At 70.2% G+C, this 25,331-nt stretch carries 27 protein-coding genes; 21 read left to right on the top strand and 6 right to left on the bottom strand.

The genetic code is table 11. The features are described from left to right. The first annotated feature begins 23 nt into the window (after positions 1-23). Positions 24-1,292 carry a DUF4331 domain-containing protein gene (locus ACFFIA_RS17995; protein WP_377252425.1) on the top strand — a complete coding sequence of 423 codons (1,269 nt, stop codon included), beginning with the start codon at positions 24-26 and terminating at the stop codon, positions 1,290-1,292. Between the two features lie 29 nt (positions 1,293-1,321). Beyond that, on the top strand, positions 1,322-1,615 hold the full coding sequence (locus ACFFIA_RS17990; RefSeq protein ID WP_377252423.1) for a phospholipase: 294 nt from the start codon (positions 1,322-1,324) through the stop codon (positions 1,613-1,615). 38 nt (positions 1,616-1,653) lie between these two features. Here ACFFIA_RS17990 and ACFFIA_RS17985 read toward each other — a convergent pair whose 3' ends face one another. Further along, a complete protein-coding gene (locus ACFFIA_RS17985) occupies positions 1,654-2,106 on the bottom strand; it encodes a YbhB/YbcL family Raf kinase inhibitor-like protein (RefSeq protein ID WP_377252421.1) in 453 nt (150 codons plus the stop codon). 139 nt (positions 2,107-2,245) lie between these two features. Here ACFFIA_RS17985 and ACFFIA_RS17980 point away from each other — a divergent pair, with 139 nt between their 5' ends. Together ACFFIA_RS17980 and ACFFIA_RS17975 are read left to right on the top strand one after the other, a co-directional pair. Then, positions 2,246-2,512: a phosphatidylethanolamine-binding protein gene (locus ACFFIA_RS17980; protein ID WP_377252419.1), complete on the top strand. Its 267-nt coding sequence runs from the start codon at positions 2,246-2,248 to the stop codon at positions 2,510-2,512. Continuing rightward, positions 2,509-2,697: a hypothetical protein gene (locus ACFFIA_RS17975; protein WP_377252416.1), complete on the top strand. Its 189-nt coding sequence runs from the start codon at positions 2,509-2,511 to the stop codon at positions 2,695-2,697. Before ACFFIA_RS17980 ends, ACFFIA_RS17975 begins: the two co-directional genes overlap by 4 nt. A gap of 10 nt (positions 2,698-2,707) precedes the next feature. Here ACFFIA_RS17975 and ACFFIA_RS17970 read toward each other — a convergent pair whose 3' ends face one another. Continuing rightward, positions 2,708-3,538 (bottom strand): IclR family transcriptional regulator, encoded by an 831-nt coding sequence (locus ACFFIA_RS17970; protein WP_377252414.1) that lies wholly within the window; start codon positions 3,536-3,538, stop codon positions 2,708-2,710. A 281-nt stretch (positions 3,539-3,819) separates the two neighbouring features. On the opposite strand from ACFFIA_RS17970, the gene ACFFIA_RS17965 reads away from it, so the two are divergent. From ACFFIA_RS17965 to ACFFIA_RS17900, 14 genes are all read left to right on the top strand, one after another. Beyond that, on the top strand, positions 3,820-5,289 hold the full coding sequence (locus ACFFIA_RS17965; protein WP_377252412.1) for a 4-hydroxyphenylacetate 3-hydroxylase family protein: 1,470 nt from the start codon (positions 3,820-3,822) through the stop codon (positions 5,287-5,289). A 17-nt stretch (positions 5,290-5,306) separates the two neighbouring features. Next, positions 5,307-5,894, top strand: a complete 588-nt coding sequence (locus ACFFIA_RS17960; protein ID WP_377252410.1) for a flavin reductase family protein — start codon at positions 5,307-5,309, stop codon at positions 5,892-5,894. Between the two features lie 34 nt (positions 5,895-5,928). Beyond that, positions 5,929-6,921 (top strand): DODA-type extradiol aromatic ring-opening family dioxygenase, encoded by a 993-nt coding sequence (locus tag ACFFIA_RS17955; RefSeq protein WP_377252408.1) that lies wholly within the window; start codon positions 5,929-5,931, stop codon positions 6,919-6,921. Positions 6,922-6,938: 17 nt separating this feature from the next. Next, entirely contained in the window at positions 6,939-7,964 is a 1,026-nt protein-coding gene (locus ACFFIA_RS17950; protein ID WP_377252406.1) for an amidohydrolase family protein, read from the top strand. Continuing rightward, positions 7,957-8,352: a RidA family protein gene (locus ACFFIA_RS17945; RefSeq protein WP_377252404.1), complete on the top strand. Its 396-nt coding sequence runs from the start codon at positions 7,957-7,959 to the stop codon at positions 8,350-8,352. The genes ACFFIA_RS17950 and ACFFIA_RS17945 overlap by 8 nt, the downstream gene beginning before the upstream one ends. Continuing rightward, a complete protein-coding gene (locus ACFFIA_RS17940; protein ID WP_377252402.1) occupies positions 8,349-9,011 on the top strand; it encodes an RraA family protein in 663 nt (220 codons plus the stop codon). The genes ACFFIA_RS17945 and ACFFIA_RS17940 overlap by 4 nt, the downstream gene beginning before the upstream one ends. Continuing rightward, entirely contained in the window at positions 9,008-9,664 is a 657-nt protein-coding gene (locus ACFFIA_RS17935; protein WP_377252400.1) for an RraA family protein, read from the top strand. The genes ACFFIA_RS17940 and ACFFIA_RS17935 overlap by 4 nt, the downstream gene beginning before the upstream one ends. Positions 9,665-9,783: 119 nt before the next feature. Further along, on the top strand, positions 9,784-11,379 hold the full coding sequence (locus tag ACFFIA_RS17930) for an ABC transporter substrate-binding protein (RefSeq protein WP_377252398.1): 1,596 nt from the start codon (positions 9,784-9,786) through the stop codon (positions 11,377-11,379). Between the two features lie 6 nt (positions 11,380-11,385). Then, entirely contained in the window at positions 11,386-12,336 is a 951-nt protein-coding gene (locus ACFFIA_RS17925; protein ID WP_377252396.1) for an ABC transporter permease, read from the top strand. Then, positions 12,333-13,172 (top strand): ABC transporter permease, encoded by an 840-nt coding sequence (locus ACFFIA_RS17920; protein WP_377252394.1) that lies wholly within the window; start codon positions 12,333-12,335, stop codon positions 13,170-13,172. Before ACFFIA_RS17925 ends, ACFFIA_RS17920 begins: the two co-directional genes overlap by 4 nt. Further along, positions 13,169-14,185 (top strand): ABC transporter ATP-binding protein, encoded by a 1,017-nt coding sequence (locus tag ACFFIA_RS17915; RefSeq protein ID WP_377252392.1) that lies wholly within the window; start codon positions 13,169-13,171, stop codon positions 14,183-14,185. Before ACFFIA_RS17920 ends, ACFFIA_RS17915 begins: the two co-directional genes overlap by 4 nt. After that, positions 14,182-15,291 (top strand): ABC transporter ATP-binding protein, encoded by a 1,110-nt coding sequence (locus ACFFIA_RS17910; protein WP_377252390.1) that lies wholly within the window; start codon positions 14,182-14,184, stop codon positions 15,289-15,291. The genes ACFFIA_RS17915 and ACFFIA_RS17910 overlap by 4 nt, the downstream gene beginning before the upstream one ends. Next, entirely contained in the window at positions 15,288-16,106 is an 819-nt protein-coding gene (locus ACFFIA_RS17905) for a LamB/YcsF family protein (protein ID WP_377252388.1), read from the top strand. Before ACFFIA_RS17910 ends, ACFFIA_RS17905 begins: the two co-directional genes overlap by 4 nt. Then, entirely contained in the window at positions 16,103-16,723 is a 621-nt protein-coding gene (locus tag ACFFIA_RS17900; protein WP_377252386.1) for a 4-carboxy-4-hydroxy-2-oxoadipate aldolase/oxaloacetate decarboxylase, read from the top strand. The genes ACFFIA_RS17905 and ACFFIA_RS17900 overlap by 4 nt, the downstream gene beginning before the upstream one ends. 21 nt (positions 16,724-16,744) lie before the next feature. Here the strand turns inward: ACFFIA_RS17900 and ACFFIA_RS17895 are convergent, their stop codons facing one another. Further along, positions 16,745-17,512, bottom strand: coding sequence for an ABC transporter permease (locus ACFFIA_RS17895; RefSeq protein WP_377252384.1), 768 nt, complete (start codon positions 17,510-17,512; stop codon positions 16,745-16,747). A 28-nt stretch (positions 17,513-17,540) separates the two neighbouring features. Next, positions 17,541-18,284 carry an ABC transporter ATP-binding protein gene (locus tag ACFFIA_RS17890; protein ID WP_377252382.1) on the bottom strand — a complete coding sequence of 248 codons (744 nt, stop codon included), beginning with the start codon at positions 18,282-18,284 and terminating at the stop codon, positions 17,541-17,543. 109 nt (positions 18,285-18,393) lie between these two features. Between ACFFIA_RS17890 and ACFFIA_RS17885 the strand changes: the two genes are divergently transcribed. Continuing rightward, entirely contained in the window at positions 18,394-19,500 is a 1,107-nt protein-coding gene (locus ACFFIA_RS17885; protein WP_377252380.1) for a sensor histidine kinase, read from the top strand. Then, the gene (locus tag ACFFIA_RS17880) at positions 19,497-20,144 is read left to right on the top strand and encodes a response regulator (protein WP_377252378.1); all 648 of its coding nucleotides are present in this window, start codon (positions 19,497-19,499) and stop codon (positions 20,142-20,144) included. Before ACFFIA_RS17885 ends, ACFFIA_RS17880 begins: the two co-directional genes overlap by 4 nt. 649 nt (positions 20,145-20,793) lie before the next feature. On the opposite strand, the gene aceB is transcribed toward ACFFIA_RS17880, so the two are convergent. Then, complete coding sequence (gene aceB / locus ACFFIA_RS17875; RefSeq protein WP_377252376.1) at positions 20,794-22,392, bottom strand: malate synthase A; 1,599 nt, start codon at positions 22,390-22,392, stop codon at positions 20,794-20,796. Beyond that, the gene (gene aceA, locus ACFFIA_RS17870) at positions 22,389-23,660 is read right to left on the bottom strand and encodes an isocitrate lyase (RefSeq protein ID WP_377252374.1); all 1,272 of its coding nucleotides are present in this window, start codon (positions 23,658-23,660) and stop codon (positions 22,389-22,391) included. The genes aceB and aceA overlap by 4 nt, the downstream gene beginning before the upstream one ends. A 189-nt stretch (positions 23,661-23,849) precedes the next feature. Between aceA and ACFFIA_RS17865 the strand changes: the two genes are divergently transcribed. After that, entirely contained in the window at positions 23,850-25,244 is a 1,395-nt protein-coding gene (locus ACFFIA_RS17865) for a short-chain fatty acyl-CoA regulator family protein (protein ID WP_377252372.1), read from the top strand. Positions 25,245-25,331: the final 87 nt, after the last annotated feature.

Here is a 25,331-nt window from a genome sequence, read left to right as displayed (position 1 = left end):
TATCCGTACTGGAAAGGACGACCGTGAGAAACGCCCACCGTCGTGAGGTCCCGGAGACCGCCGAACATCCGGTCGCCGACAGCACCGACCTGTACACGTTCGTCAGCCCCGACCAGCCCGACACGGTCACGCTGATCGCCAACTACGGGCCGCCGCGGATCCCCTTGGCTGGCCCCGGTGCTGTCGGGTTCGGCGACGACGTGCTGTACGAGATCCACGTCGACAACAACGGCGACGGCCACGCGGACGTGACCTACCAGTTTCGCTTCCAGACCAGACAGCAGGACGACCCGGACCACCGGCAGTTCTACAGTGTCACCAAAGTGGACGGCAACGGCCACGCCCGCGTGCTCGCGCGCAGCGTTCCGTGCTCGCCCGCCAGCGTCGGCCCACTGTCCATCCCGGACCGCGAGGGCTTGGCGGCAGACACCGCGTTCAGGCTGAAGTCGGGGGAGAAGGTCTTCGCCGGGAAGCGGGCCGACGGCCTCTTCGTCGACCTGGATGCGCTGCGCCCGTTCCAGGATCTGCATCTGCTCGGCCAGCGGGCCTTCCAGGCAGGCGAGGCCACCGGCCGGGCCGACGTGCACAGCATCGCGCTCCAGGTGCCGATCGAAGACCTGCGCGCCAAGGCCAGCCCGGTCATCGGCGTGTGGACCACCGCGAGCCACCGGCAGGTGCGCGTGCTGCACGGGCACAGCGGCGACGACGTGTACGTGGGGCCGAACACGCAGGTCTCCCGGCTGGGCAACCCGCTCTTCGACGACGTCATCGTGCCGGTGGCCAGGAAGAGCCTGTGGAACAGCCTGCCGCCCACCGAGGACAAGAACTTCGCCGCCTTCGTGGAGCAGCCCGAGCTGGCCCGGCTGCTGCCCGTGTTGTACCCGGGCGTCTTCGACAACCTCGAACTGCTGAACAAGACGAGGACGCCCCGGGCGGACCTGGTTGCCGTGTTGCTCACCGGCATCCCCGAGGGACTTGTCGACGGCTTCACCAACAGCACCGGCGACGTGCGGGCGGACATGCTGCGGCTCAACACCGGCATCCCGCCGAGCGCGGAGGAGCACCGCCTCGGCGTGCTCGGCGGCGACCTGGCCGGCTATCCAAACGGGCGGCGGCTCCGCGACGACGTGATCTCCATCATGCTGCGGGCGGTCGCCGGCGCGACGTTGGCCTTGGTGGACAAGCACTTCACGCCGGACGAGGCGGTGGGCGTCACGGCGCGAGGTCTGGGCACGGCCGACCTCACCCTGCCGTTCCTGGCCCGCTTCCCGTATCTGGGCCTGCCGTCATGACTGCCCGTCATCCTCTGAAACGGTCCAGTGTGGGCAGTGCCGTCCTCGACATCGGCGGCAACACCGGTGCGCTCGTCGTCGTGACCGGCCCGGAGTGGTCCGGCCGAGAGATCGAGATCAGCACGAAGGACCAGGATCCGTTGGCGCGCACGCGGGCGGCGGTGCGCGCCCGGCACACCGGCGCCGGCACGCGTTACACCGCGGTGTTTCCCACGCTGCCGGCCGGGCCGTACGTCATCTGGCGCACCGCGACCGAGCCGGCCGGCACCGTGGTCGTGGCCGGCGCTTCGGTGACCGAGATCGAGTGGTGGCAACTACCCTGACCACTCGCCCAATGTGGATGTTCGCCGGCTGAGGTGAGTCAGCGGGCGAACGTCCCGACCAGTGTGCCGCTGGCCAACTCGTCCTTCTCCGCGGCCCGCCGTACGTCCGCCGCGCTCGGCCGGTCGGGCAAGTCCAGCGGCTCGGGCAGGGCGTACAGGCGGAAGAAGTAGCGGTGCGGCTCGTCGCCGAGCGGTGGCTGCGGGCCGCCCCAGCCGTCGGCGCCGAAGCCATTCGTCCACTCACGACCGTGCGGCGGGACGCGTCCCTCGGCCACCTCGCCGGCGTACGGGTCGACGTGCGTGACCAGCCAGTGCAGGAACGGCTCCGGCCCGGCGTCCAGGTCTTCGCAGAGCAGCACCAGCTCGGCCGTACCGTCCGGCACACCGGACCACTCCAGCGGCGGCGAGAGGTTGCCGCCCTGCCGGGACAGCCGTTCGGGCATCATGTCGTGATCGTTGAACGCGGGACTACGCAGGACAAGACCGGCCATTGTCGCCTCCCAGCTTCGTCATGGACCACACCTCGCCGGGTACCCCGGCCGCCGCCCCGCAACCGCCGCGCACGGCGTGTAGGCGGCCCGGTGACGGGTAGTCCAACGGAAGTACCCGACGACGGAGGGCGGACAGATCATGCCCAAGCCACGACCGGGCAGCCAGCAGTACAGCATCGAGCGCACGCGGCTCCGCGGCATGCCCAAACCACGACCGGGCAGCCACAAGTACGACGTACAGCGCGCCCGGCTCCGTAAGCGGCTCGACGACGAGGGCATCTCCGACAAGCGAGCCGACGAGGTGGCAAACGAGATCCTGCAGAAGGAACGCGGCCAGCGGGGCTTCGTGCGCGGCGAGCGCGGACTCGGCCCGAAGGGCGAGCGGCAGCCGGGGGAGCGGCGATGAGCAACATCCAGCAGCCCGAGATGCGGCGGAGCGGGCACGACCCGCTGGTCACCGGAAGCGCCAAGGAGAAGGCGGCGCGGCGCCCTGCTCCACGCGGGCAAGCGTCGGCCAAGGACACGCGCCCCGCCGACCAGCGCTCACCATACGAGCCGGGACAGGAGGAACGGCCCGAAGAGGAGGCTTAGCCTGGGCCGGTCAGCGGCGGTGCGGGGCGGAGTTGTGGCCCAGCCGACGGGAGACCTCGCCCGTCGCTTCCAGTAGCGCGGCGACCATCGCCGGTTTCTGGTCGGAGTCGAGGTGTTCGCGTTGCCCGGCGACGCTCAGCGCGGCGACGGTGTTGCCGTACAGGTCGTGGATCGGGGCTCCGATCGCGGCCACGCCGGCGGTGACGTCGTCGACGGTGAAGCTGTAGCCCTCGACCCTGATCCTCGCGAGCAGTGCGGTCAGCTGCCCGAGGCTGTCGAAGGGGCGCCGCTCGAGGGTCTGCGCCTCGCGCCAGGCGCGGTCGAGCAGCTCCGGCTCGTGGAAGGCGAGCAGCGCGGTCGGCGCGGCGCCGATGGTCAGCGGGGTGACGCTGCCGGCGCGCAGCGACACGATCCGGAACGGGCGCGTCCCCTCGATCCGTTCCAGGCAGACCGCGCGTCCCTGGTCAAGGACGTAGAGGTAGACGGTTTCGCCGAACGCGTCGCGCAGCCTGCGCATGGCGGGTAGGGCCTCGGTGCGCAGGTCGATGCCGTCGGCGATACCGGCGGCGATCTCGAAGAGCCGGATCGTCATCTTGTACCGGCCGTCGCCGACCCGGGTGACCCAGCCGGCCTCCTCGAGGGTGGCCAGCAGGCGCCGGGTCGTCGATTTGGTCATCTCGGTGGCGCTGGCGAGCTCGGCCAGGCTCATGTCCGGTTGGTGGGCACTGAGTAGTTCGACCAGTTTCGCGGCCTTTAGTACTGAGTTGACGATGTTCTTGTCGCCAGCGGGTGTGGTCCGGCCGTCGAGGGGTGCCGCGGGGTCGACGGCTGCTCTTTCCACGGCACGGACAGTAGCACCGCGTCCGCTCGCCGCGGTCGCAGTGCGTCGCCGGTCGGCTGCGCGGGGCAGTGGTCACCGACCGTGATCGGCGGTGCTCGGAGAATCTTTTGCTTCATCCCTTGACTGGTCGGCGGTCGTTCATCAAGATTCCGGTATCCGGTTCGCGTGCCGGATACCGGAACGATGGATCGGAACGGAAGATGCGACGCCGGCCAGCACCGCCGGCGCGCCACGGGGCCGGCCGGGAGCCACGGGCGGCTCGGCCAGGCGAAGGAGGACTGGTGATCAGGACCGGAAAGCAGTACATCGACGGCCTCGGGCCGGACCGGGAGATCTACATCGGAGGCCGGCTGGTCCGGGACGTCACCAGCTACGCGCCGTTCCGTTCGGTGATCGACTCCTACGCCGCGCTGTACGACCTCAAGCACGACCCCGCGCACCGCGACGTGCTCACGTACGCCACCGGTGATGGCGAGGAGCGGGCCGACGTGAGCTTCCTGCTCCCGCAGACGCCGGAGGACGTGGTCCGGCGTGGCGACGCCCTGCGGCTGTTCTCCAACACCAGCCTCGGCATGCTCTCCCGCTCGCCGGACATCATGAACTCCCAGCTCGCCGGCATCGCCGACAACGCCGACTGGTTCCGCCAGTGGGGTGACCAGTGGGCCGAGAACATCACCAACTACTACCGGTACGTCCGCGACAACGACCTCTTCCTCACCCATGCCCTCGGCAGCCCGCAGACCGACCGGTCCAAGCCTTCGCACCAGCAGAAGGACCCGTCGATGAACGTCCACGTCGTCCGGGAGACCGACGCCGGCCTGATCGTCTCCGGCGCCAAGCAACTGGCGACCGCCGCGCCGCTCACCGACGAACTGCTGGTCTGGCCGAACGCGCGCGGCCTGGTCCCTGGCGACGAGGCGTACTGCGTGGCCTTCGCCATCCCGGTCAACTCGCCGGGCCTGAAGTGCTTCTGCCGCGAGCCGCTGGTCACCGACGTGCGTAACGCGTACGACCACCCGATCAGCTCGCGGTTCGAGGAGATCGATGCGCTGATCGTCTTCGACGAGGTGCTCGTCCCGTGGGACCGGGTCTTCTTTTACAACAACCTCGAAGCCGCCACCACCATGCGGTTCATGGCGCAGGGGCTGGCACTTGCCCACCACTCGACCGCCGTGCAGGGCGTCGTACGCGCCGGGCTCACCGCCGCGCTCGCCTATCGGATCGCCGAGACCATCCAGATCGGCGGCTTCCCCAACGTCGGCGAGAAGCTCGGCCGGCTGGTCGCCTTCCTCAAGACGATCGAAGGGCTCGTGTACCTGGCCGAGCACAAGCCGGCCAAGACCCCGAACGGCAACTGGGTACCGGACCGCGACGCGATCCAGGCGTACAACGTGGTCTTCCCGGAGTTCAACGCCGAGGCGTACAAGATGATCCGGCGGCTCAGCGGCGCCGGCATGATGCTGACCCCGTCGCTGGCCGACTTCACCGGGCCAGGCGCGCAGGTCGCCAACCGCTTCTTCGCCGGCGCCGACACCGAGGGCTGGGAACGGGTGCAGGTCTTCAAGCTCGCCTGGGACCTGGTCGGCGAGTCCGTCGGCCAGCGGGTCCTGCTCTACGACGAGTTCCACTCCGGCGACCCGATGTTCTTCGCCGCCAACTACGCCCGCGGCGCCGACGTCGCCGAGTGGACCAGCCTGCTCGACGGTGTACTGGCCGGCGGAGCCGATCTTTACCGGTCCGGTCGAGGCTGACGGCGATGACGGTCGCGATGGATCAGAGGATCGTGATGGGCAAGCACCCGGCCGGTGAGGCCGTCTCCCCGCGGGCGTTCCGCACCGCGCTCGGCACGTTCCCGACCGGCGTGGCGATCGTGACGTTCCAGACCGACGAGGGGCCGCACGGGATGACGGTCAACTCGCTGGTGTCGCTCTCGCTCGACCCGCCGCTGGTCGGCATCTCGGTGGATCGGCGGGCGCGGTCGGCCGAGCTGATCGAGCGGGCCAGCCGGTTCGCGGTCAACGTGGCCAGCGCCGGCCAGCGCGACCTCGCCCTGCGGTTCGCCACCAACGGCCTGCACGGCGAGGAACTCTTCGCCGGCGTCGACTGGACGCCCGGGCCCACTGGTGCCCCGATCATCGCCGGCTGCCTCGCGGTCGTCGACTGCGACCTGCACAGCATCCTGCCGACCGGCGACCACCTGCTCTACCTCGGTGAGGCCCGGGTCCTGTACCTCGGGCCGCCCCACCTGTCACCGGTCGTGTTCCACCGCAGCACCTTCACCGGGTTGCGCGCGCCGTACGGCGACCACCCGTTCCTGCACCTGCCGCCGTCGTCACCCGACTGGGCGATGAGCTGAGCGGCGCCCCGCCTGACCAGAGGAGACACCGCCGATGGCTGAGATAGTCCTGGGCGTCGCGGCCGCCCACACCCCGCAGTTGAGCACCGGTACAGAGATGTGGGAAGACTTCGCCAACCGCGACCGGAAGAACCCGAACCTGATCGGGGTCGACGGCCAGTTCCACACGTACGACGAACTGCTCGCGGTCGCCCCGACCGGCATCGAGGCCCAGCTGACCGACGAGGTGTGGGCGGCCAAGCACGAGGAGTGCCAGCGGCACATCCAGACGCTGACCGACCTGCTGGCCAAGACCGCCCCCGACGTCGTCGTCGTGATCGGCGACGACCAGCACGAGCTCTTCCATGACGACGGCGTGCCGGCATTCGCCTGCTACGACGGTCCGGAGCTGTTCGACCGGCCGCGGACCCAGCAGGAGCTCGACGAGCTGGCGCCCTGCCTGCGTGCTGCCGCCTGGGCCCAGCACGCGGACACTTTGCAGCGCTACCCGGTCGACGTCGAGTTCTCCCGGCATGTGCTGACCGCGCTGACGCTGGACGACTTCGATGTCATGCGGTTCACCCGCCAGCACCCCGACCGGCCGCTCGGGCACGCCTTCACCTTCATCCGGTACCGGCTTGGCGTGCCGGAGACGACGCCGATGGTCCCGCTGTTCGTCAACACGTACTTCCCGCCGAACGTGCCGTCGGCGCGGCGCTGCCACGACATCGGCCGCAGCCTCGCCGCCGCGATCCGCGACTGGCCCGGCGACCAGAAGGTGGCCGTCATCGCCACCGGCGGGCTGAGCCACTTCGTCGTCGACGAGGTCCTCGACCGGGGCGTACTCGACGCGATCGTCAAGAACGACACCGAGCACCTGTGCTCGATCAGCCGCGAGCACCTGCGCTCGGGCAACTCCGAGATCCTCAACTGGATCGCGCTCGCCGGCGCCCTCGAATCGCTCACCCCGACCGTGCTCGGTTACGTGCCCGGCTACCGCTCGCCCGCGGCCACCGGTGCCGGCATGGGCTTCATGTACTGGAACTGAAGGCAGGAGACCGACAAGTGATCATCGACGTCCACGGGCACGTGACGGCTCCGCCGGAGGTCTACGGCCACCAGGCCCGGCTGCTCGCCGACCGCGGCTGCTTTGGCCGGCCTACGTTGAAGCTGACCGACGACCGGGTACGGCAGGTCGTCCAGCCGCACCTGGAAGCGATCGACGAGGTCGGCATCGAGCTTCAGCTCATCTCGCCGCGGCCGTACATCATGGCCCACGCGCAGACCCCGCACAAGATCGTCCAGTGGTTCACCGAGGAGGTGAACAACCTGATCGCCCGGCACGTCGAGATGTACCCCGACCGGTTCCAAGGCGTCGCCGGGTTGCCGCAGGGGCCGGACGTCGAACCGGCGAAGTGGCTGCCGGAGCTGGAGCGGTGTGTCACCGAGCTCGGCTTCGTCGGCGCACTGGTCAACCCCGACCCGGCCGAGGGCATGGGACACGTGCCGCCGATGGGGGACCGGTACTGGTATCCGCTGTACGAGAAGCTGGTCGAGCTGGACTGCCCGATTCTGCTCCACTCGTCCGGCTGCAACAACGGCCGCGAGTCGTACAGCAACCACTTCATCACCGAGGGCAGCATCGCGCTGCTGTCGTTGATCGAGTCGGACGTCCTCGCCGACTTCCCCGAGCTGAAGATCATCAGCGGGCACGGCGGCGGCTCGGTGCCGTACCAGATCGGTCGGTGGCGGGCGACCCGGGTGCGCTACGAGCCGAAGCGGGAGAGTTTCGACGACAGCCTGCGCAGGTTCTGGTTCGACACAGCCCTCTACAACGTGGAGTCGGTCGAGTTCCTGCTGCGCATGGTCGGCGCCGACCGGTGCCTGCTGGCCACCGAGATCCCCGGTACCGGCAGCGAACGCGACCCGGCAACCGGCTTCTGGTACGACGACGTCAAGCGGCTGATCGACAGCATCGGCTGGCTGACCGACGGCGACCGCGACCTGGTGTACGAGCGCAACGCGCTGGAGGTCTTCCCCCGGCTGGCGGCCCGGCTGGGCGCCACGAAGGCGGGAGACCCTGGTGTCTGACCGGGTCTCCATCGACCTCGACGGGGCCGGTCACGGCGACACCCCGATCCCGATGGCCTGCCGGGTCGCCAACCTGGTCTTCAGCTCGGCGGTCTCCGGCCGTGATCCGGCCGACGGGACCCGGCCGGGCGAGGTCGAGCGGGAGGTCGAACTCGCCTTCGGCAACGTGGCCGAGGTGATCCGCCGAGCCGGGGCGAGCGTCGACGACGTGGCCGAGATGACGGTACTGGTCAGCGACGAGTCGATCCGCAAGCTGGTCGACCAGTACTGGGTCCGGATGTTCCCGGACCCAGCGAGCCGACCGGCCCGACACACCACCGTCCAGCAGTTGCGCGGCGGCGCCCGGATCCAGTTGCGGTTCGTGGCGGTCGCGAGGGAGAGGGCATGAGCGCGGATCCGGAACTTATCGAGCGGCTGGGCCGCCTGGACACCTGCGCGGTCTCCGACGTGCTGGACGGGCTCGGGCTGCCCTCGGCCGCGCCGGGCATCCACGCGGTCAGTGGCACCGGCCGCCCTGTCGCCGGTCGGGCCGTGACCGTCCAGGTGATCCCCAAGCGCGGCGACCTGCCCGGCAAGCACATCGCCACCGAGGCGCTGGCCGACGCCCGGGACGGTGACGTACTTGTCATTGACAACGGGGGCCGGACCGACGTTTCCTGCTGGGGCGGCCTGCTCTCCCTGGCAGCCACCGCCCGCGGCGTGCGCGGAGTGGTGGTCGACGGCGCCTGCCGCGATGTCGCCGAGGCGACCGAGCTGGGGTTCACGGTCTTCGCCCGGGCGGTGGTCCCGACCACGGCCCGCGGGCGGATCGTGCAGGCCAACCACGGCGAGCCGATCACGGTCGGCGCGGTCGCGGTGGCAACCGGTGACCTGGTCCTGGCCGACACGAACGGCGTCGTCTTCGTCCCGGCCGACCGGGCTGCCGAGGCGATCGCCGGCGCGGAGGCGCTCAGTGAACGCGAGCGGCAGATGGCCGAGGCGATTCGGTCGGGGACACCGGTGGCCGAGGTGATGCACGACAGCAGGTTCAAGGAGACTCCCCGATGAGCGACGAAGAGATCACCGCCGGCTTCCGCGCGTTGAGTACCGCCACCGTTTCCGACGCCCTCGACCGGCTTGGCCTGCTCGGCGCGGCGATCGGGCTGGCGCCGCTCGCCCCGGGGCAGCGGATGGTCGGCCGGGCGTTCACCGTCCGGTACGTACCGGTCGGGGTGCCCGCCGGCACGGTGGGGGACTACATCGACGACGTACCCGCCGGCTCGGTCGTCGCCCTGGACAACGCCGGCCGCACCGACTGCACGGTGTGGGGTGACATCCTGACCGCGGTCGCGCATCGGGCCGGGATCGCCGGCACGGTCGTCAACGGGGTACCCCGCGACGTGCGGCGGGCACTCGACCTCGGCTATCCGATCTACAGCCGGGGCCGGCTGATGCGTACCGGCAAGGACCGGGTCGAGGTGGCCGAGACCGGCGGGACGATCAGCCTCGGCACGGTCCAGGTCAAGCCGGGCGACCTGCTGATCGGCGACGACGACGGGGTGCTGGCCGTGCCCAGGAGCCGGGAGGCGGACGTGCTCGCCGCTGCCCGCGAGATCGCCGAGCGGGAGGACCGGATCGTCGCTGACGCCCTGACCGGTACCTCGTTGCGGCAGGCCCGTGCCCGTTACGGTTACCACGCGTTGCAGCAGCGGGTCGGATAGCGCCCCGGCTGGCCACCGCCCTCCCCGCCATCACACAAATTCAGCCCACGGGAGAGCCGCACTCTCCAGACATCACGATATTCCGGTACAGAGATAGATATTCCCTGATTGGGGTAGTCATGAGGCAATTTGATAGTGCTGCGGTCGGCGGTCTGAACCCCCGGCTGAGCCGGCGGGGACTGCTGCGGCTGGGCGCCCTGATCGGGGCCGGTGCCGGCGCGTCGAGCCTGCTGGGCGCCTGTGGCGGGGGCGACGGTGACAGCACCTCCGGCGGTGACCCGAACGCGGTGCTCAAGGTCGGGCTCGACACCGACGCTACCGCGCTGGTCGCCTTCCGCCAGCAGGGGTCGGCGCAGATGCTGATCACCGCCGCGCTGCACCGGGGCCTGGTCGCGTACGACGGCGCGGGCAAGATCGTGCCCGCCATCGCCGAGTCGTACGAGCAGCAGGACGCCACCTTCACCTTCACCCTGCGCTCCGGGGTGCAGTTCCACGACGGCAGCCCGGTCACCGCCGAGGTGGTCAAGGCCAACCTGGAGTTCCTGGCCAGCCCGGACTCGGCGGCCAAGCTGTCGTCGGTGCTGCGCGGCATCAAGTCCGTCACCGCCCCCGACGAGCGGACCGTGGTCGTGACGCTCGCCGGACCGGACGCCGCCTTCCTGGCCTACCTCGCCGACGTCAACGCGGCCATCCTGCCGGTCGCCGCGCTCGGCTCCACCAACCCGACCTGGATCGGCGCCGGCCCGTTCCGGCACGTCTCGGTGCAGAAGGGCGCCTCGGTCACCGTCGAGCGGTTCCCGGGCTTCTTCGGCGGCGACGCCAAGCTCGGCGGGATCGAGTTCCACGTCTACACCGACGAGGCGGCCCGCAACAACGCCTTGCTCTCGGGCGAACTCGACATGGTGTCAGTGGTCGGTTGGGCCGACTACGAGCGGGTCGAAGGCGCCGGCCTCACGCTCGACGTCACCAGTGACGGCCCCTTCATGTTCCTCACCTTCAACACCACGAGCGGCCCGTTCGCCGACCCGCGGGTACGGCGGGCGGTCGGATTCGCGGTCAACCGGGAGAACATCGTCGCCGCCGCGCTCGAAGGCCGGGGCACCGCGATGTTCGGCCTGCCCGTGCCGAAGTCCAGCGAGATCTACAACGACACGTACGCCAACCACTGGCGGCTGGACCTCGACGAGGCCCGGCGGCTGCTCACCGAGGCCGGCTACCCCAACGGCTTCGAGGCCCGGCTGCTGGCCACCTCCGCGCCCAAGTTCCACCAGGACGCGGCGCTGTCGGTCCAGTCCGACCTGGAGAAGGTCGGTATCCGGCTCACCCTGGACTCGCCGGACTGGGCCGGCCGGGTCGAGCGCGGCACCAAGGGCGACTACGACATCGCCGTCTACGGCTCGGTCGGCGTCGTCAACGACCCGTCCTCGATCGACCAGTTCCTGGTCGGGCCGCCGAACCAGAACCGGTCGTTCGGGTTCGCCGACGAGAAGGTCACCGAGCTGATCGCGGCCGGCCGTCGGGAGACCGACGCGGCCGCTCGCAAGCAGGTCTACGACCAGCTCCAGCAGGCCGTCCTGGAGCAGGCGCCGATCGTCGGCCTGGTCTGGCGCGACCAGGCGTACGGCTACACCTCCTCGATCGGCGGCTTCGACAACCTGCCCGGATTCCTGACGTACGAGTCCGGATACAGCTTCGCGACCGTCACCAAGGGGTAGCTTTCCGTGGCGCGATTCCTCATCCAGCGCACCGCCATCGGGTTGGTCCTGCTCTACTTCGTCGTTACGGCGATCTTCCTGATGCTGCACGTCCTGCCCGGCGATCCAGCCGAGTTGCTGCTCGTCGGGCAGGGCGGCACCGCCACCCCGGAGGCGATCGCCGCGCTGCGGACCGCCCTCGGGCTGGACCAGCCGCTCGCCACGCAGTACTGGGACTACCTGACCGGCCTGCTCCACGGCGACCTCGGCACCTCGCTGCAGGACGGCGAGCCGGTCGCGGCATACGTCGTACAGCGACTGCCTCGTACCCTGCTGCTGGTCCTGTCGGCCACGGTGGTCGCGGTCGCCGTCGGCATCCCGCTGGGCGCCTGGACGGCGCGGCGTGGCGGCACGGTGGACGCCGTGGCGCGAGCGCTGGTCAGCACCGGAATCGCCGCGCCGGCGTACGTCATCGGCCTGTTCCTTGTCTACCTCTTCGCGTTGAAGCTCAGGTGGTTGCCGTCCAGCGGCTACGTGTCCTTCGCCGAAGACCCGATCGGCATGCTGCAACGGCTGATCCTACCGACGCTGACCCTGGCGATCGGGTTCACCGCGATCGTGATGCGGATGACCCGTGCCGCCGTGCTGGAGGTAATCAGCCAGGACTGGGTACGTACCGCCACCGCGGCCGGCCTGCGGTCGCGCCGGGTCCTGGTCGCGCACGTCATCCGCAACGCGCTGAGCCCGGTGCTGACCGTGGTCGGCCTCCAGATGGGCGCCTTCCTCGGCGGCACCGTGATCATCGAGCGGATGTTCAACTGGCCGGGGCTGAGCGGCCTGCTCGTCGGCGCGGTGGAGAACCGCGACTATCCGCTCGTGCAGGGCATCGTGATCGTCATCGCCGCCCTCTTCATCGGCCTCAACATGCTGGTGGACCTCAGCTATCCGCTGCTCGACCCGCGAGGGAGGAAACGATGAGAGGCTTCGTCTCCTGGCGGAACCTGCCCGCGGTCATCTCCCTCGCGGTCATCGTCGTCGTGGTCGCCGCGGCCGCGCTCGCTCCCTGGCTGGCCCCGTACGGCCCGCTGGACCAGGACATCGCGCAGCGGTTGCGGGGCTTCAGCGCCGACCACTGGCTCGGCACCGACCAGTTCGGGCGCGACATCCTCAGCCGGCTCATGTGGGGCGCCCGCGCCGAACTCACCATCGCCCTCGGCGCGACCGCCATCGCTCTCGTCATCGGTACCCTGATCGGCCTGCTCAGCGGTTACCTGCGCGGCGTCGTGGAGTGGCTCGGGATGCGGTCGATGGACCTCGTCCTGGCATTCCCGCCGCTGATCCTGGCCCTGCTCGTCGTCGCCCTGCGCGGACCCGGCACCGGCACCCTGATCGTCGTCCTCGGCGTGCTGTTCATCCCGAACTTCGCCCGGGTCACCTACAGTCAAGTGCTCTCCGTACGCGGCGCCGACTACGTCGACGCGTCCCGGATGCTCGGCGCGACCAGCTTCCGGACCCTGTTCCGGGTCGTGCTGCCGAACTCCGCCGCCCCCGTCCTGGCGCAGATCTCGCTCACCATGGCCGCGGTGATCCTGCTCGAATCGGGGCTGAGTTTCCTCGGGCTCGGCGTGGTGCCGCCCGAACCCTCCTGGGGGTCGATGGTCGCCGACGCCCAGCGCTACATGGTCACCGACCCCGGATTCATCGCCATCTCCAGCGCCACCGTCCTGGTCACGATCCTGGCGTTCAGCCTGGCCGCCGACTCGCTGCGCGACCTGCTCGACCCGCGCCGGGCGATCACGGGGAGGAAAGCATGAGCGCCAAGACCGCCGCCGGCGACGTACTGCGGGTGGAGAACCTGTCGGTCGCGGTCGGCGACACACCGCTCGTGCAGCAGGTCGACCTGCGCGTACCGGCCCGCTCCACGGTCGGGCTGGTCGGCGAGTCCGGCTGCGGCAAGAGCATGACCATCATGTCGATCAGCCGGCTGCTGCCGGGCACCGTACGCGTCGACCGGGCCAGCCGGATCCTCTATGACGGAGTCGACCTGCTCGGGCTCTCCGAACGCCAGCTCGAGGACATCCGCGGCAGCCAGATCGGCTTCGTCTTCCAGGACCCGATGACGGCTCTCAACCCGGTCTACCGCGCCGAGTCGCAGATCGCCCAGGTGCTGCGCCGGCACGAGGGCATGCGGTCCGGACCGGCCAAGGCCAGGGCCCGGGAACTGCTGGAACTCGTCGGCATCCCGGAGCCGGGCCGCACCGGCAAGCGGTTCCCGCACGAGCTCTCCGGCGGTATGCGGCAACGGGTCGTCATCGCCATGGCGGTCGCCGCCGGCCCACGCCTGCTGCTGGCCGACGAGCCGACGACCGCCCTCGACGTCACGACCCAGGCGCAGATCATCGCGCTGCTCAAATCGTTGCAGGAGCAGTTCGGTATGGCGATCGTGCTGGTCTCGCACGACCTGAGCCTGATCGCCGAGGCGTCGGACACGGTGTCGGTGATGTACGCCGGCCGGATCGTGGAGTCCGGTCCGGCCGACGCCGTGCTCAGCGCGCCCCGGCATCCGTACACGGCGGGTCTGGTCCGTTCCATGCCCACCTTCGCCACCCCGCGGGACCGGCCGATGCCGGAGATCCCCGGCCGGCTGCCGGCGCCCGGTGACCGGCCGGCCGGCTGCCTGTTCCGTACCCGGTGTGAACACGAGATGCCCGCCTGCGCCACTCCGCCGCCGGTGTTCCAGGTCGGCCGGCAGGACGTGCGTTGCTGGCTGGCCGAGCCGGCGGGCGCCCCGGACAGCGGCCGGCACCTGATCGAGGAGAAGGCATGACAGAGGACAGGGCGCCGCTCGTCGAGGTACGCGGCCTCGGGCAGCGGTTCCGCGCCGGCCCGGTCCGGCTCTTCGGCCGTACCCCGCAGGTCGTCGCGGTTGACGAGGTGGACCTGCGGATCCACGAGGGAGAAGTGGTCGGTCTCGTCGGCGAGTCCGGCTGCGGCAAGTCGACACTCGGCCGCACCATGGTCCGGCTCTTCGAACCGACCAGCGGCTCGATCACCTTCGCCGGCGAGGACATCACACACGTACGCGGAAAGCGGCTGCGCGAACTGCGGCGCGACATCCAGTTCATCTTCCAGGACCCGTCCTCGTCGCTTGATCCGCGCCGCCGGATCGGGTCGCTGGTCGCCGAAGGGCTGGAGATCCGGGGCGGAATCCCGGCCGCCCGGCGTGCCGAGATGGTGGCCGAGATGCTCGACCGGGTCGGCATCGACCCCGGGATGGCCCGCCGGTACCCGCACGAACTCTCCGGCGGGCAGCGGCAGCGGATCGGCATCGCCCGGGCACTGATCCTGCGGCCCCGGTTCGTGGTCACCGACGAGGCGGTGTCGGCCCTGGACCTCTCCGTCCAGTCGAAGATCCTCAACCTGCTCCGCGAACTCAAGGACGAGCTGAAGCTGACCTACCTGTTCATCTCGCACGACCTGGCGGTGGTGCACCACGTCGCCGATCGGATCGCGGTCATGTACCTCGGCGGCATCGTGGAGCTCGCGCCGGCCGCCGAGCTGCACCGCCGGCCGCTGCATCCGTACACGATGTCGTTGATCTCCTCCATCCCTGAGGGACGGCTGGCCGGCACCGAGCCGCACCGGACGGTCCGGGTCGAGGGCGACCCGCCGAGCCCGGTCGACCCGCCCAGCGGCTGCCGCTTCCACACGCGCTGCGCGTTCGCCCGGCCCGAGCGGTGCGCGACCGAGAAGCCGGTGCTGCGCCAGCTCGGCACCGGGCACAGCGTCGCCTGCCACTTCGCCGAGGAGATCGCCGACGGCACCGTGACGGCGCGGTCCGCGCCGGTACCGGCGGGTCCGGCCGTCCCGAACCGGACGGTTCCGGACGGGCCGCACGACAAGCTGAACGTCGCCGCGCGGCAACTTCCGTGACCACAGTGGACATTTCCGCCGACCTCGGTGAGAGCTTCGGCGCCTACCGGCTCGGCGACGACGAGGCAATGCTGGACATCGTCACGTCGGCCCACGTCGCCTGCGGTTTCCACGCCGGCGACCCGCAGGTCATGGACCGCACCGTCGCCGCCTGCGTCGCCCGGGGCGTGTCGGTCGGCGCCCAGCCGGGCTTTCGGGACCTGGTCGGCTTCGGCCGCCGGGCGATGGAGATGACCGGCCACGAGATCACCACCGACCTGATCTACCAGATCGGCGCGCTGCGCGGCTTCGCGGCCGCGCACGGCACGACCGTACGGCACGTCAGCCCGCACGGCAGCCTCGCCAACCTCGCCGCCGTACGCGCCGACCACGCCGAGTCGATTGTGGATGCTGTGGTCGCCGTCGACCCGGCGATGACCGTGGTGACCCAGCCCGGCCGGCTGGCCGACGCCGCCCGGGTCCGCGGCCTGCGCGTGGCGATCGTCGGATACGCCGACCGTGCCTACCGCGATGACGGGACCCTGGTGCCCCGCGCCGAGCCCGGATCGGTGCTGACCGACCCCGACGAGGTGGTGGAGCGGGTACGCCGGATGCACGTCGACGGCGTGGTCCGCACCGTCACCGGCCGGGACATCGAACTGCGCTGCGACTCGCTACTCGTGCACGGCGACACCCCGGGGGCGGTCGGTCTCGCCCGCCGGATCAGCGCCGCGCTGCGGGCTGCCGGCGTCGTGCTGGCCGCTCTGCCGGCTGCGGATGTCATGCCGGCTGTCGTGCCGGTCGCCGTCGCCGACCACAAGGAGGAGGAACCGTGAACGAGCCGATCGACGAACCGCGCCGGGCGATCCTGCGAAGGCTGGGCGCCGCCACCATCTACGAGGCACAGGGACAGGTCGGCGCGATGGACAGCGGCATCAAGTCGCTCGACCCGTCGTCGTTCCTGGCCGGCCGGGCGCTGACCGTCGACGTGCCACCGGGAGACAACCTGTTCATCCACCACGCGGTCGCCGCTGCCCGCCCCGGTGACGTACTCGTCATCGACGCCAAGGGCTACCGCGAGGCCGGCGCCTGGGGCGACGTGCTCACCCTGGCCGCCCGGTGCGCCGGCGTCGCCGGCCTGGTCATCGACGGTGGCGTGCGTGACGTCGACTCGATCGTCGCGATGGGCTTCCCGGTGTTCTGCCGGGCGGTGTCCATCAAGGGCACGACCAAGAACCAGGCCGGCGAGGTGGGCGGACAGATCAGTTGCGGCGGCACCCCGGTACGCCCCGGCGACATCGTCGTCGGCGACCGCGACGGCGTCGTGGTGATCCTCGGCGACCGGCTCACCGAGGCGATCGACGCCGCCGTCGAACGGGAACGCAAGGAGGACGGCATCCGCGCGGCGCTGGAGTCGGGCGCCCTGACCCTCGACCTGCTCGGCCTGCGTTAGCACCTCCTGCGGAGCGGGCGGTCACTCCCAGCGAAACAGCAGGCTGGCGATCAGGACGCCGACGACGACCGTCCCGCCGAGGCCGATCAGTTGCGCGGCCTCCACCGTGTTGCCGGCCCAGGCTGACGAGAGGGCTTCGATGGAGGCGCCGAAGGGCAGCCAGCCACCGACCTCTGCGAGCGGGTCGGGAAGCGCGTCCCGCCCGCCGAACATGCCGCCGAGGGCGCCGAGGGCGAAGAAGGCGACCAGCCCGATCGCGACGGCCGAGTTCGGCGTGGGGGCAACCGCGGCGACGATCATGCCGGCGCTGTACATCGCCGCCGTCGCCAGTACGGCCACGCCGAGTGCGACCCCGGCGTCGACTGGCGGGTTGGCGTCGAAAACGAGGAGCGCGAACGCGAACGCGGCCACGATGCCGATGATCGACTGGAGAAGGCTGACGACCACCTGGGCGACCAGGACCATGGCCGGCGAGGCGGGGGTGACCCCGAGCCGGCGCAGGATTCCGGAACGCCGGTAGTAGGCGAGGAAGCTCGGCATGTTGATGATGCCGATCAGCGCGAGGATCATCGTGGCCACGAGCGGCAGGACGAACAGGTCGAGCGCCGTCCGTCCGTTTTCGACGACCTCGCCGCTCGCCGCGGAAGCGCTCGTCAGCAGGATCAGCAGGGGCAGGCACAGCGGGACGACCAGCCCAGGCGTGTCCCGCATGACCATTTTCGCCTCGGCGCGGATGAGTATGAGCAGGGACCGCAGTCCAGGCCGGCGGGCCTCGATGAGTGTCCTCATGCCTTCACCTCGCATCGCTTGCTGCCGCTCACTCATGTGCGGCGTCCTCCAGTTCTTTTCCGGTCAACGCGACGAACGCCTCCTCGAGGTTGCCGACCGCCGCCTGGGCGACCAGACCCGCGGGAGTGTCGTGTGCGACGACGCGCCCGGCATCGATGACGACGACCCGGTCGCAGAGCCGGTCGACCTCCTCCATGGCGTGGCTGACCAGCAGCACGGCGACGCCGTCGGATTTGAGCTGCTCGATCGTTCCCCACATCCGCCGCCGGGCCCTCGGGTCGAGGCCGGTTGTCAGCTCGTCGAGGATCACGACCCGCGGCCGGCCGGCGAGGGCGAGGGCGATCGATAGGCGCTGCTTCTGGCCACCGGAGAGCTTCTCGAAGATCGTCCGCCGCTGCTCGGCCAGATCGACCATGCTCAGCAGCTCCTCTGTGGAGCGGGGGTTGGGGTAGAAGCTGCGGTACAGGTCGATCAGCTCGGTCACGCGCAGCGCGTGGTGCAGGTACGCCTGCTGGAGTTGTACGCCGAGCACCTGCCGGAGCCGAGCGCGGTCGTGGCGCGGGTCGAGGCCGAGTACGCGTACCCGCCCGTGGTCGGGCACGCGTAGCCCGGCGATCATCTCGACCGTCGTGGTCTTGCCGGCACCGTTGGCGCCGAGGATGCCGACCGCCTCCCCGGCGTCGACCCGGAGGCTCACGTCGACCACCGCACGGGTCCGGCGGTAGCTCTTGGCGAGGTTTTCGGCGACGATCGCCGGTTCGACGCTGCTCATACTTCGACGCTATGGAGGCCCGGGCTCGAATACCTGTCCCAGAAGTCACCACTTCTGACCATGACTTTCGGCACGGGTACCGGCGCACGCAGTGATCTAGAGTGAAATGGTGCGACGGCTCGGGACAGAGGAGTGGGCCGGCCTCGCCATGCTCGTGGTCGCGATCGCCGTCGCCGGTCCCGCCCTGTTCGGCGTCGTCGACACCGTGATCCCGCACGCCTGGTGGATCGTCCTTTTTGTCCTTTTCGTCGCCGCACTGTTCACCACGGTCGCCACCGCCGCCGGGTCCCGCCAGCTGAGCTACGGTGCGTTCGCCGTGGCCGTCGTCGCCTCCTGGGTGGTCCTGCTCTCGGCCTCGGGCATGGGGCTCCTGTCGGTTCTCCTGGTCCTCACCGCGGCCGTGAGCGTGTACGTGGTCCCGCTGCCGGTGGGCCTCGTCACCATCGGCCTCAACACCGTGGTGATCGCCATCGGCCTGGTGGTGACCGGCCAAGGCAAGGCGGACGTGACCATCACGACCGGCTTCTACCTGCTCATCCAGTTGGCGACGCTGCTCAGCTCGGTCACCCTCATCCGCGAGCAGCGGATGCGCCGCGAGCTTGCCGAGGCGCACGTCGAGCTGCAGGCCGCGAGCGTGCTGCTTTCGGAGTCGACCCGCACCGCGGAACGACTGCGGATCTCCCGGGAGCTGCACGACCTGATCGGCCACCAGCTGACCGTCCTGACGCTGGAGCTGGAGACCGCCCGCCACCTCGAAGGTGCCGCGTCGCGTACGCACGTGGAGCGTGCCAACCTCGTCGCGCGCGAGCTTCTGGGCGGCGTCCGCGCCACCGTCGGCCAGATGCGGACCGAAACCCCCGACCTCGAACAGGCGCTGCGGCGGACGGCGGGCGACCTGCCCGGCCTCGACGTGTCGATCGACGTCTCGCCCACCGTGCGGGTGGACGAGGAGAAGAACGCGGCGTTCGTACGCGCGACCCAGGAGATCGTCACGAACACGATCCGGCACGCCGGCGCGCGGGAGCTGTGGATCTCGGTTACCGCCGATGCCCAGGGCACCGTGCTGGAAGCCCGGGACGACGGGCGCGGCGCTCGGGAGCCCGTACTCGGCAACGGGCTCCGCGGGCTCCGTGAGCGGTTCCAGGCCCTCGGCGGCGATTTGGCGATCGACGGCGGCAACGGGTTCCGAGTGACCGCGCGGGTGCCCGCGCCGTGACCAGCGTCGTGGTCGTCGACGACCAGACCCTCGTCCGGCAGGGCATCCGCGGGCTGCTCGAGGTCGCCGAGATCGATGTCGTCGGCGAGGCCGACGACGGGCGGGCCGCGCTCGCGGTCATCGCGGAGACCTCGCCCGACGTGATCCTGCTCGACCTGCGGATGCCCCGCTTCGACGGCATCTGGACGCTCGAACAGCTACGCGCCGAAGAGGTCGACATCCCGGTGCTCGTGCTGACCACGTTCGACGACGACGAGCTCGTGATCGGCGCCCTCCGCACCGGCGCGCGCGGCTACCTCCTCAAGGACGTGACGCTCAAACAGCTCACCCGAGCCATCCACACGCTCGCCGAAGGCGGGACGCTCATCGCACCGTCGATCACCGACCGGATGCTCCGGGCGATCCGCTCCGGGCCATCCCCGGCCGGCCCGGAGGCGCCGCCCGTGCAGAGCCTGACCGAACGCGAACTCGAGGTGCTGCGCCTCGTCGCGCACGGGTACAGCAACCGCGAGATCGGCGATGTCCTGTTCCTCGCGGAGGGCACCGTCAAGAACCACGTCTCCACGATCCTCACCAAGCTCGGCGCGCGCGACCGGACCAACGCCGTGCTGCGCGCACTCCACGAGGGCATCCTCGACGACTGATCGGGCCGCGTTTCGGGGTCGAGGTCTGTGTGGATCGCGCAGCGCCCGCGCGCGTCGGGCTAGCAGTCGATCGTGGTGCCCGTGGAGCGTGGCCCTGCTCCCGGACCTTGCCGAACCGAACAAACCGACTGAAAGCAGCCATCCGCAGTGGTCGTCGTGGACGGGCCCGAGCCCCTGACCCCGAAAGCTCTCTTGGAGAAGCTGTCGAGCTGGGCGCGCCGGTGCGCCCAACCCCGCAGGGACGCCGCACGCGCGGCTCGTGGCGTGGATGCTGGGTCCGGGTGAGTTGACGCGCCTGACCCGGCGGATGCGTGGGCGTTGTCGGGGACATAGCCCGTTCAAACCGGCCGCAAGGGTCTATGTCCCTGACATAGCCCTTTGCGAAGCGACCAGGCTCGGGACGGCGTTGGCAACCCGGGTCGGTGTGTGGACATGCGCGAGCGCGCTGAGCGGGACGGGACCAGTGCGGTCCGTCCGTGGCGACTAATTGCCCCCAGACAGAAGGTGAATTTTTCGCCACGCACGACTGGATCTCCATCACCGCGAGCGTCCCCGCGCGGGAAAGCACCCCAAGAAGACGCTCCACGTCTCCCCGGGCCGCGGTGGGAGCATCCCCGGCGATACTCCCACCGCGCCTCACCGGCGGCCGTCAGCTCGGCGGTGATTGCCCGACGAGGTGGCGGGCGTACGCCTCGGTGGTGAAGAAGGACGGCAGGTCCTCGCCGAGGGCCTGGTCGGTGAAGATCTCGGCGGCCTTGGCGAGCCGGTCCTGGTCGGCGCTCGACCGGCCCTCGCGGAGGACGGCGAGTTCTTCGTCCATGATGGACTGGACCAGGTCGGCGGTGACGTTCCCTCCGCCGGCCACGGGCGTGCCGTGGTGCAGCCACTGCCAGACCTGGCAGCGGGCGATCTCGGCGGTCGCGGCGTCCTCCATCAGGTCGAAGATGGCGACCGCACCGGTGCCGGCGAGCCACGCGTCGAAGTACCGCAGGGCGACGGCGATGTTGTTGCGAACGCCGTGATAGGTGACCTGGCCCGGCGTCCGGTCGACGGCGAGCAGGTCGTCGGCGGTGACGGTGACGTCCTCGCGGAGCCGCTCGACCTGGTTGGGGCGCTCGCCGAGTACGGCGTCGAAGGCCTCCCGGCAGGTCGGCACCAGGCCCGGATGGGCGACCCACGAGCCGTCGAACCCGTCGGCGGCCTCGCGGTCCTTGTCAGCGCGGACCCGGTCGATGGCGACCTGGTTGGTGCCGGGGTCTTTGCTGGGGATGAAGGCCGCCATGCCGCCGATGGCGTGGGCTCCGCGGCGGTGGCAGGTGCGGACGAGCAGCTCGGTGTAGGCGCGCATGAACGGCACGGTCATGGTGACCGCCGACCGGTCGGGCAGCACGAAGTCGTCGCGGTTGCCGAAGTTCTTGATGATGCTGAAGATGTAGTCCCACCGGCCCGCGTTGAGGCCCGCCGAGTGCTCCCGCAGCTCGTAGAGGATCTCCTCCATCTCGAACGCCGCGGTGATGGTCTCGATGAGCGTCGTGGCGCGGATGGTGCCCTGGGGGATGCCCACGTAGTTCTGCGCGAACCGAAAGACGTCGTTCCACAGTCGAGCTTCGAGGTGGGTTTCCAGCTTGGGGAGGTAGAAGTACGGGCCCCGGCCGGCGTCGATCAGGCGCTGCGCGCAGTGGTAGAAGTGCAGTCCGAAGTCGACCAGGCTGGCCGAGATCGGTCGGCCGTCGACGACGATGTGCTTTTCGGTCAGGTGCCAGCCGCGCGGCCGCACGACGATGGTGGCGGTCTGCTCGCCGAGCGCGTAACGCTTGCCGTTCGGCGCCGTGAAGTCGATCCGGCGGTCGATGGCGTCGATCAGGTTGAGCTGGCCGCTGACGACGCTGTGCCAGGTCGGCGACGTCGCGTCCTCGAAGTCGGCCAGCCAGACCTGGGCGCCGGAGTTGAGCGCGTTGACGGTCATCTTGCGGTCCGTCGGTCCGGTGATCTCGACCCGCCGGTCGACCAGGCCAGGCGCCGGCGGCGCCACCCGCCACGAAGGGTCCTCGCGGATCGCCCGCGTCTCGGGCAGGAAGCCCGGCAGCTGACCCTCCGCGTAGCGGGCCCGGCGGGCGCGGCGCGTGTCGAGCACCTGGACCCGCCGCTTGGCGAACTCACCGTCGAGCGCCACCAGGAAGTCGAGCGCCTTCTGGTCGAGGACTTCGCCGAACCGTTCTTCCATCCTGCCGGTGACGTGGATTCTCATGCGAACTGGGCCTCCTCGGTCGAGCCGCGCAGCGCGGTGGTCTCGGCGTCCGGGTTGAGCACGGTGCTGATCAGGTCGAAGTAGCCCGTGCCCACCTCGCGCTGGTGCTTGACCGCCGTGTAGCCGGCGGCCTCGGCGGCGAACTCCCGCTCCTGCAACGACACGTAGGCCGGCATCCCCTCGGCCGCGTAGCCCCGGGCGAGGTCGAACATCGAGTAGTTCAGCGCGTGGAAGCCCGCGAGGGTGATGAACTGGAACTTGTAGCCCATGTGGCCCAACTCGCGCTGAAACTTGCCGATCGTGGCGTCGTCGAGGTGCTTGCGCCAGTTGAACGACGGCGAGCAGTTGTACGCGAGCATCTGATCGGGGTACTGGCGCTTGATGGCCTCGGCGAAGCGGCGGGCCACCTCGAGGTCGGGCGTGCTCGTCTCCATCCACAGCAGGTCCGAGTGGGGCGCGTAGGCGAGACCCCGCGCGATGCACGGCTCGATGCCGTCGCGCACGCGGTAGAAGCCCTCCGCCGTGCGCTCGCCGGTGATGAACGGCCGGTCGCGCTCGTCGACGTCGGTGGTGATGAGCGTGGCCGCCTGCGCGTCGGTACGCGCGACGATGACGGTCGGGACCCCGGCGACATCGGCGGCCAGCCGCGCGGCGTTGAGCGTGCGGACGTGCTGGCCGGTGGGGATCAGCACCTTGCCGCCCAGGTGCCCGCACTTCTTCTCGGCGGCGAGCTGGTCCTCCCAGTGGACGCCGGCGGCGCCCGCGGCGATCATCGCGGTCATCAGCTCGTACGCGTTGAGCACGCCGCCGAATCCGGCCTCGGCGTCGGCCACGATCGGCGCCAGCCAGTCGAACGCCGGCTCCACACCTTCGGCCGTGGTGACCTGCGCGGCCCGCAGCAGCGCGTTGTTGATGCGGCGCACCACCGCCGGCACCGAGTTGGCCGGGTAGAGGCTCTGGTCCGGGTAGGTGTGGCCGGCGAGGTTGGCGTCCGCGGCGACCTGCCAGCCCGACAGGTAGATCGCCTTGAGGCCGGCGCGGACCATCTGCACCGCCTGGTTGCCGGTCAGGGCGCCCAGCGCGTGCACGTACGGCTCGTCGTGCAGCAGCGCCCACAGCCGCTCGGCGCCGCGGCGGGCGAGCGTGTGCTCCTCCTGGATCGCGCCGCGCAGGCGCACCACGTCTTCCGCCGTGTACGTCCGCTCGACGCCACGCCACCGCGGGTCGGTCGTCCACTCGTCCTGCAGCCGTCGCGCGGATGCGTTCATCGCCTTCTCCTTCGTTGCGTCCCCGATCGCGTTTCCGGGGCTATTCGCAAAATTTGGCATCCGTGCTGGGCGCTGGTAAAGGGACGGAAACAGCCAAATATTGAGAAGCCTGAGCGGGTTTTTGCAAACTTGTAAATCCGCACCTTTTCAGAGCTGCTAATCTGTCCTGACCGGCGGGAAGGAGCGCCAGTGGCCAAAACATTCGCGGGGGCGCGGCTGCGCCGTCTCCGTGAGGAGCGCGCGGTCAGTCAGGTCGAGCTGGCCCGGCAGCTTGGCATCTCGGCCAGCTACCTCAACCAGATCGAGCACGACGCCCGGCCGTTGACCGTCCCCGTCCTCATCCGGATCACTGAGCTGTTCGGTGTCGACACGACCTTCTTCGCGCCACACGACACGCCTCGGCTGGTGCACGACCTGCGCGAGGCGCTTCCGCCCCGGGTCACCGTGCCCGACCTGACCGAGCTCGCCACCAAGCTGCCCGAGGTGGCCGAGGCCGTGATCGAGCTGTTTCGCCGCTACCGGCAGGCCAACGAGCAACTTGCCGAGATCGTCGGCGACCGCGAGCTGGTGGCCGGGCGGAGCCCGCACGACCAGGTGAGCGACTTCTTCTACCGGCGGCAAAACTACATCCCCGACCTCGACGAGGCGGCCGAGGCCCTCGCCGAGAAGATCGGGGTCGGGCGGGGCGAGAGCCGTGCGGTGCTGGCCGACCGGCTCTCCAGCCGGCACGGGATCCACATCGCCCGGGAGGACGGCGCGACGCTCGCCGGCGAGCTGCACCGCTACCGCCCCGAGACGCGCACTCTGCACCTGTCCACGTCGCTGCGTTCCGGGCAGGAGGCGAGCCGGATCGGCGCGCAGATCGGCCTGCTTGAGTGCGCCGACATCATCGACGAGATCATCGAGGAGGAGCAGGTCGACGACGTGCAGACCCAGATCCTCATGCGGGTCGGGCTGGCCAACTACTTCGCGGCCGCGCTCATCTTTCCGTACCAGCGGTTCCTCACCGCGGCCGAGACCGTGCGCTACGACATCGAGCTGCTGACCAACCAGTTCGCGATGGGCTGGGAGACCGTCTGCCACCGGCTGAGCACGCTTCAGCGTCCCAAGGCTCGCGGCGTGCCGTTCTCGTTCGTGCGGGTCGACCGGGCCGGCAACATGTCGAAGCGCCAGTCGGCCACCGGATTCCCGTTCTCCCGCTCGGGCGGCACGTGTCCACTGTGGAATGTGTATGAGGCGTTCAGTGCCCCCGGGCGGGTCATGACCCAGATCGCTTCCATGCCCGACGGCCAGCGCTACCTGTGGATCGCCCGCACCGTGACCCGGCACCGCGGCGGTTTCCGCCAGCCCGGCAAGACCTTCGCGATCGGCCTGGGCTGCGAGGCCCGCCACGCCAGCCGTCTCGTCTACTCCGCGGGGCGCGACTTGGACGCGGCCGACGCCGCCACTCCGATCGGGCCGGGCTGCAAGACCTGCGAGCGGCTGTCCTGCGCCCAACGCGCCGCCGCGCCGATCGGGCGCAGCCTCGACCTCGACGAAAACAGGAGCACGTTCATCCCCTACCCGCTCAAAGCGCAGACGTAGAAAGACTTTTGGGCTGCCGCGATGTCCGTCGCGGTCGAGACCGCTGCTCCCGCTGCCTCACCCTCCGCGATCCACGACCGCGGCCTG

The organism is Phytohabitans kaempferiae (assembly GCF_042433955.1).
GTDB classification, from domain to species: domain Bacteria; phylum Actinomycetota; class Actinomycetes; order Mycobacteriales; family Micromonosporaceae; genus Phytohabitans; species Phytohabitans kaempferiae.
The sequence above is the reverse complement of the archived record's forward strand: the minus strand, read 5'-3'. Positions and strand labels throughout refer to the sequence as shown.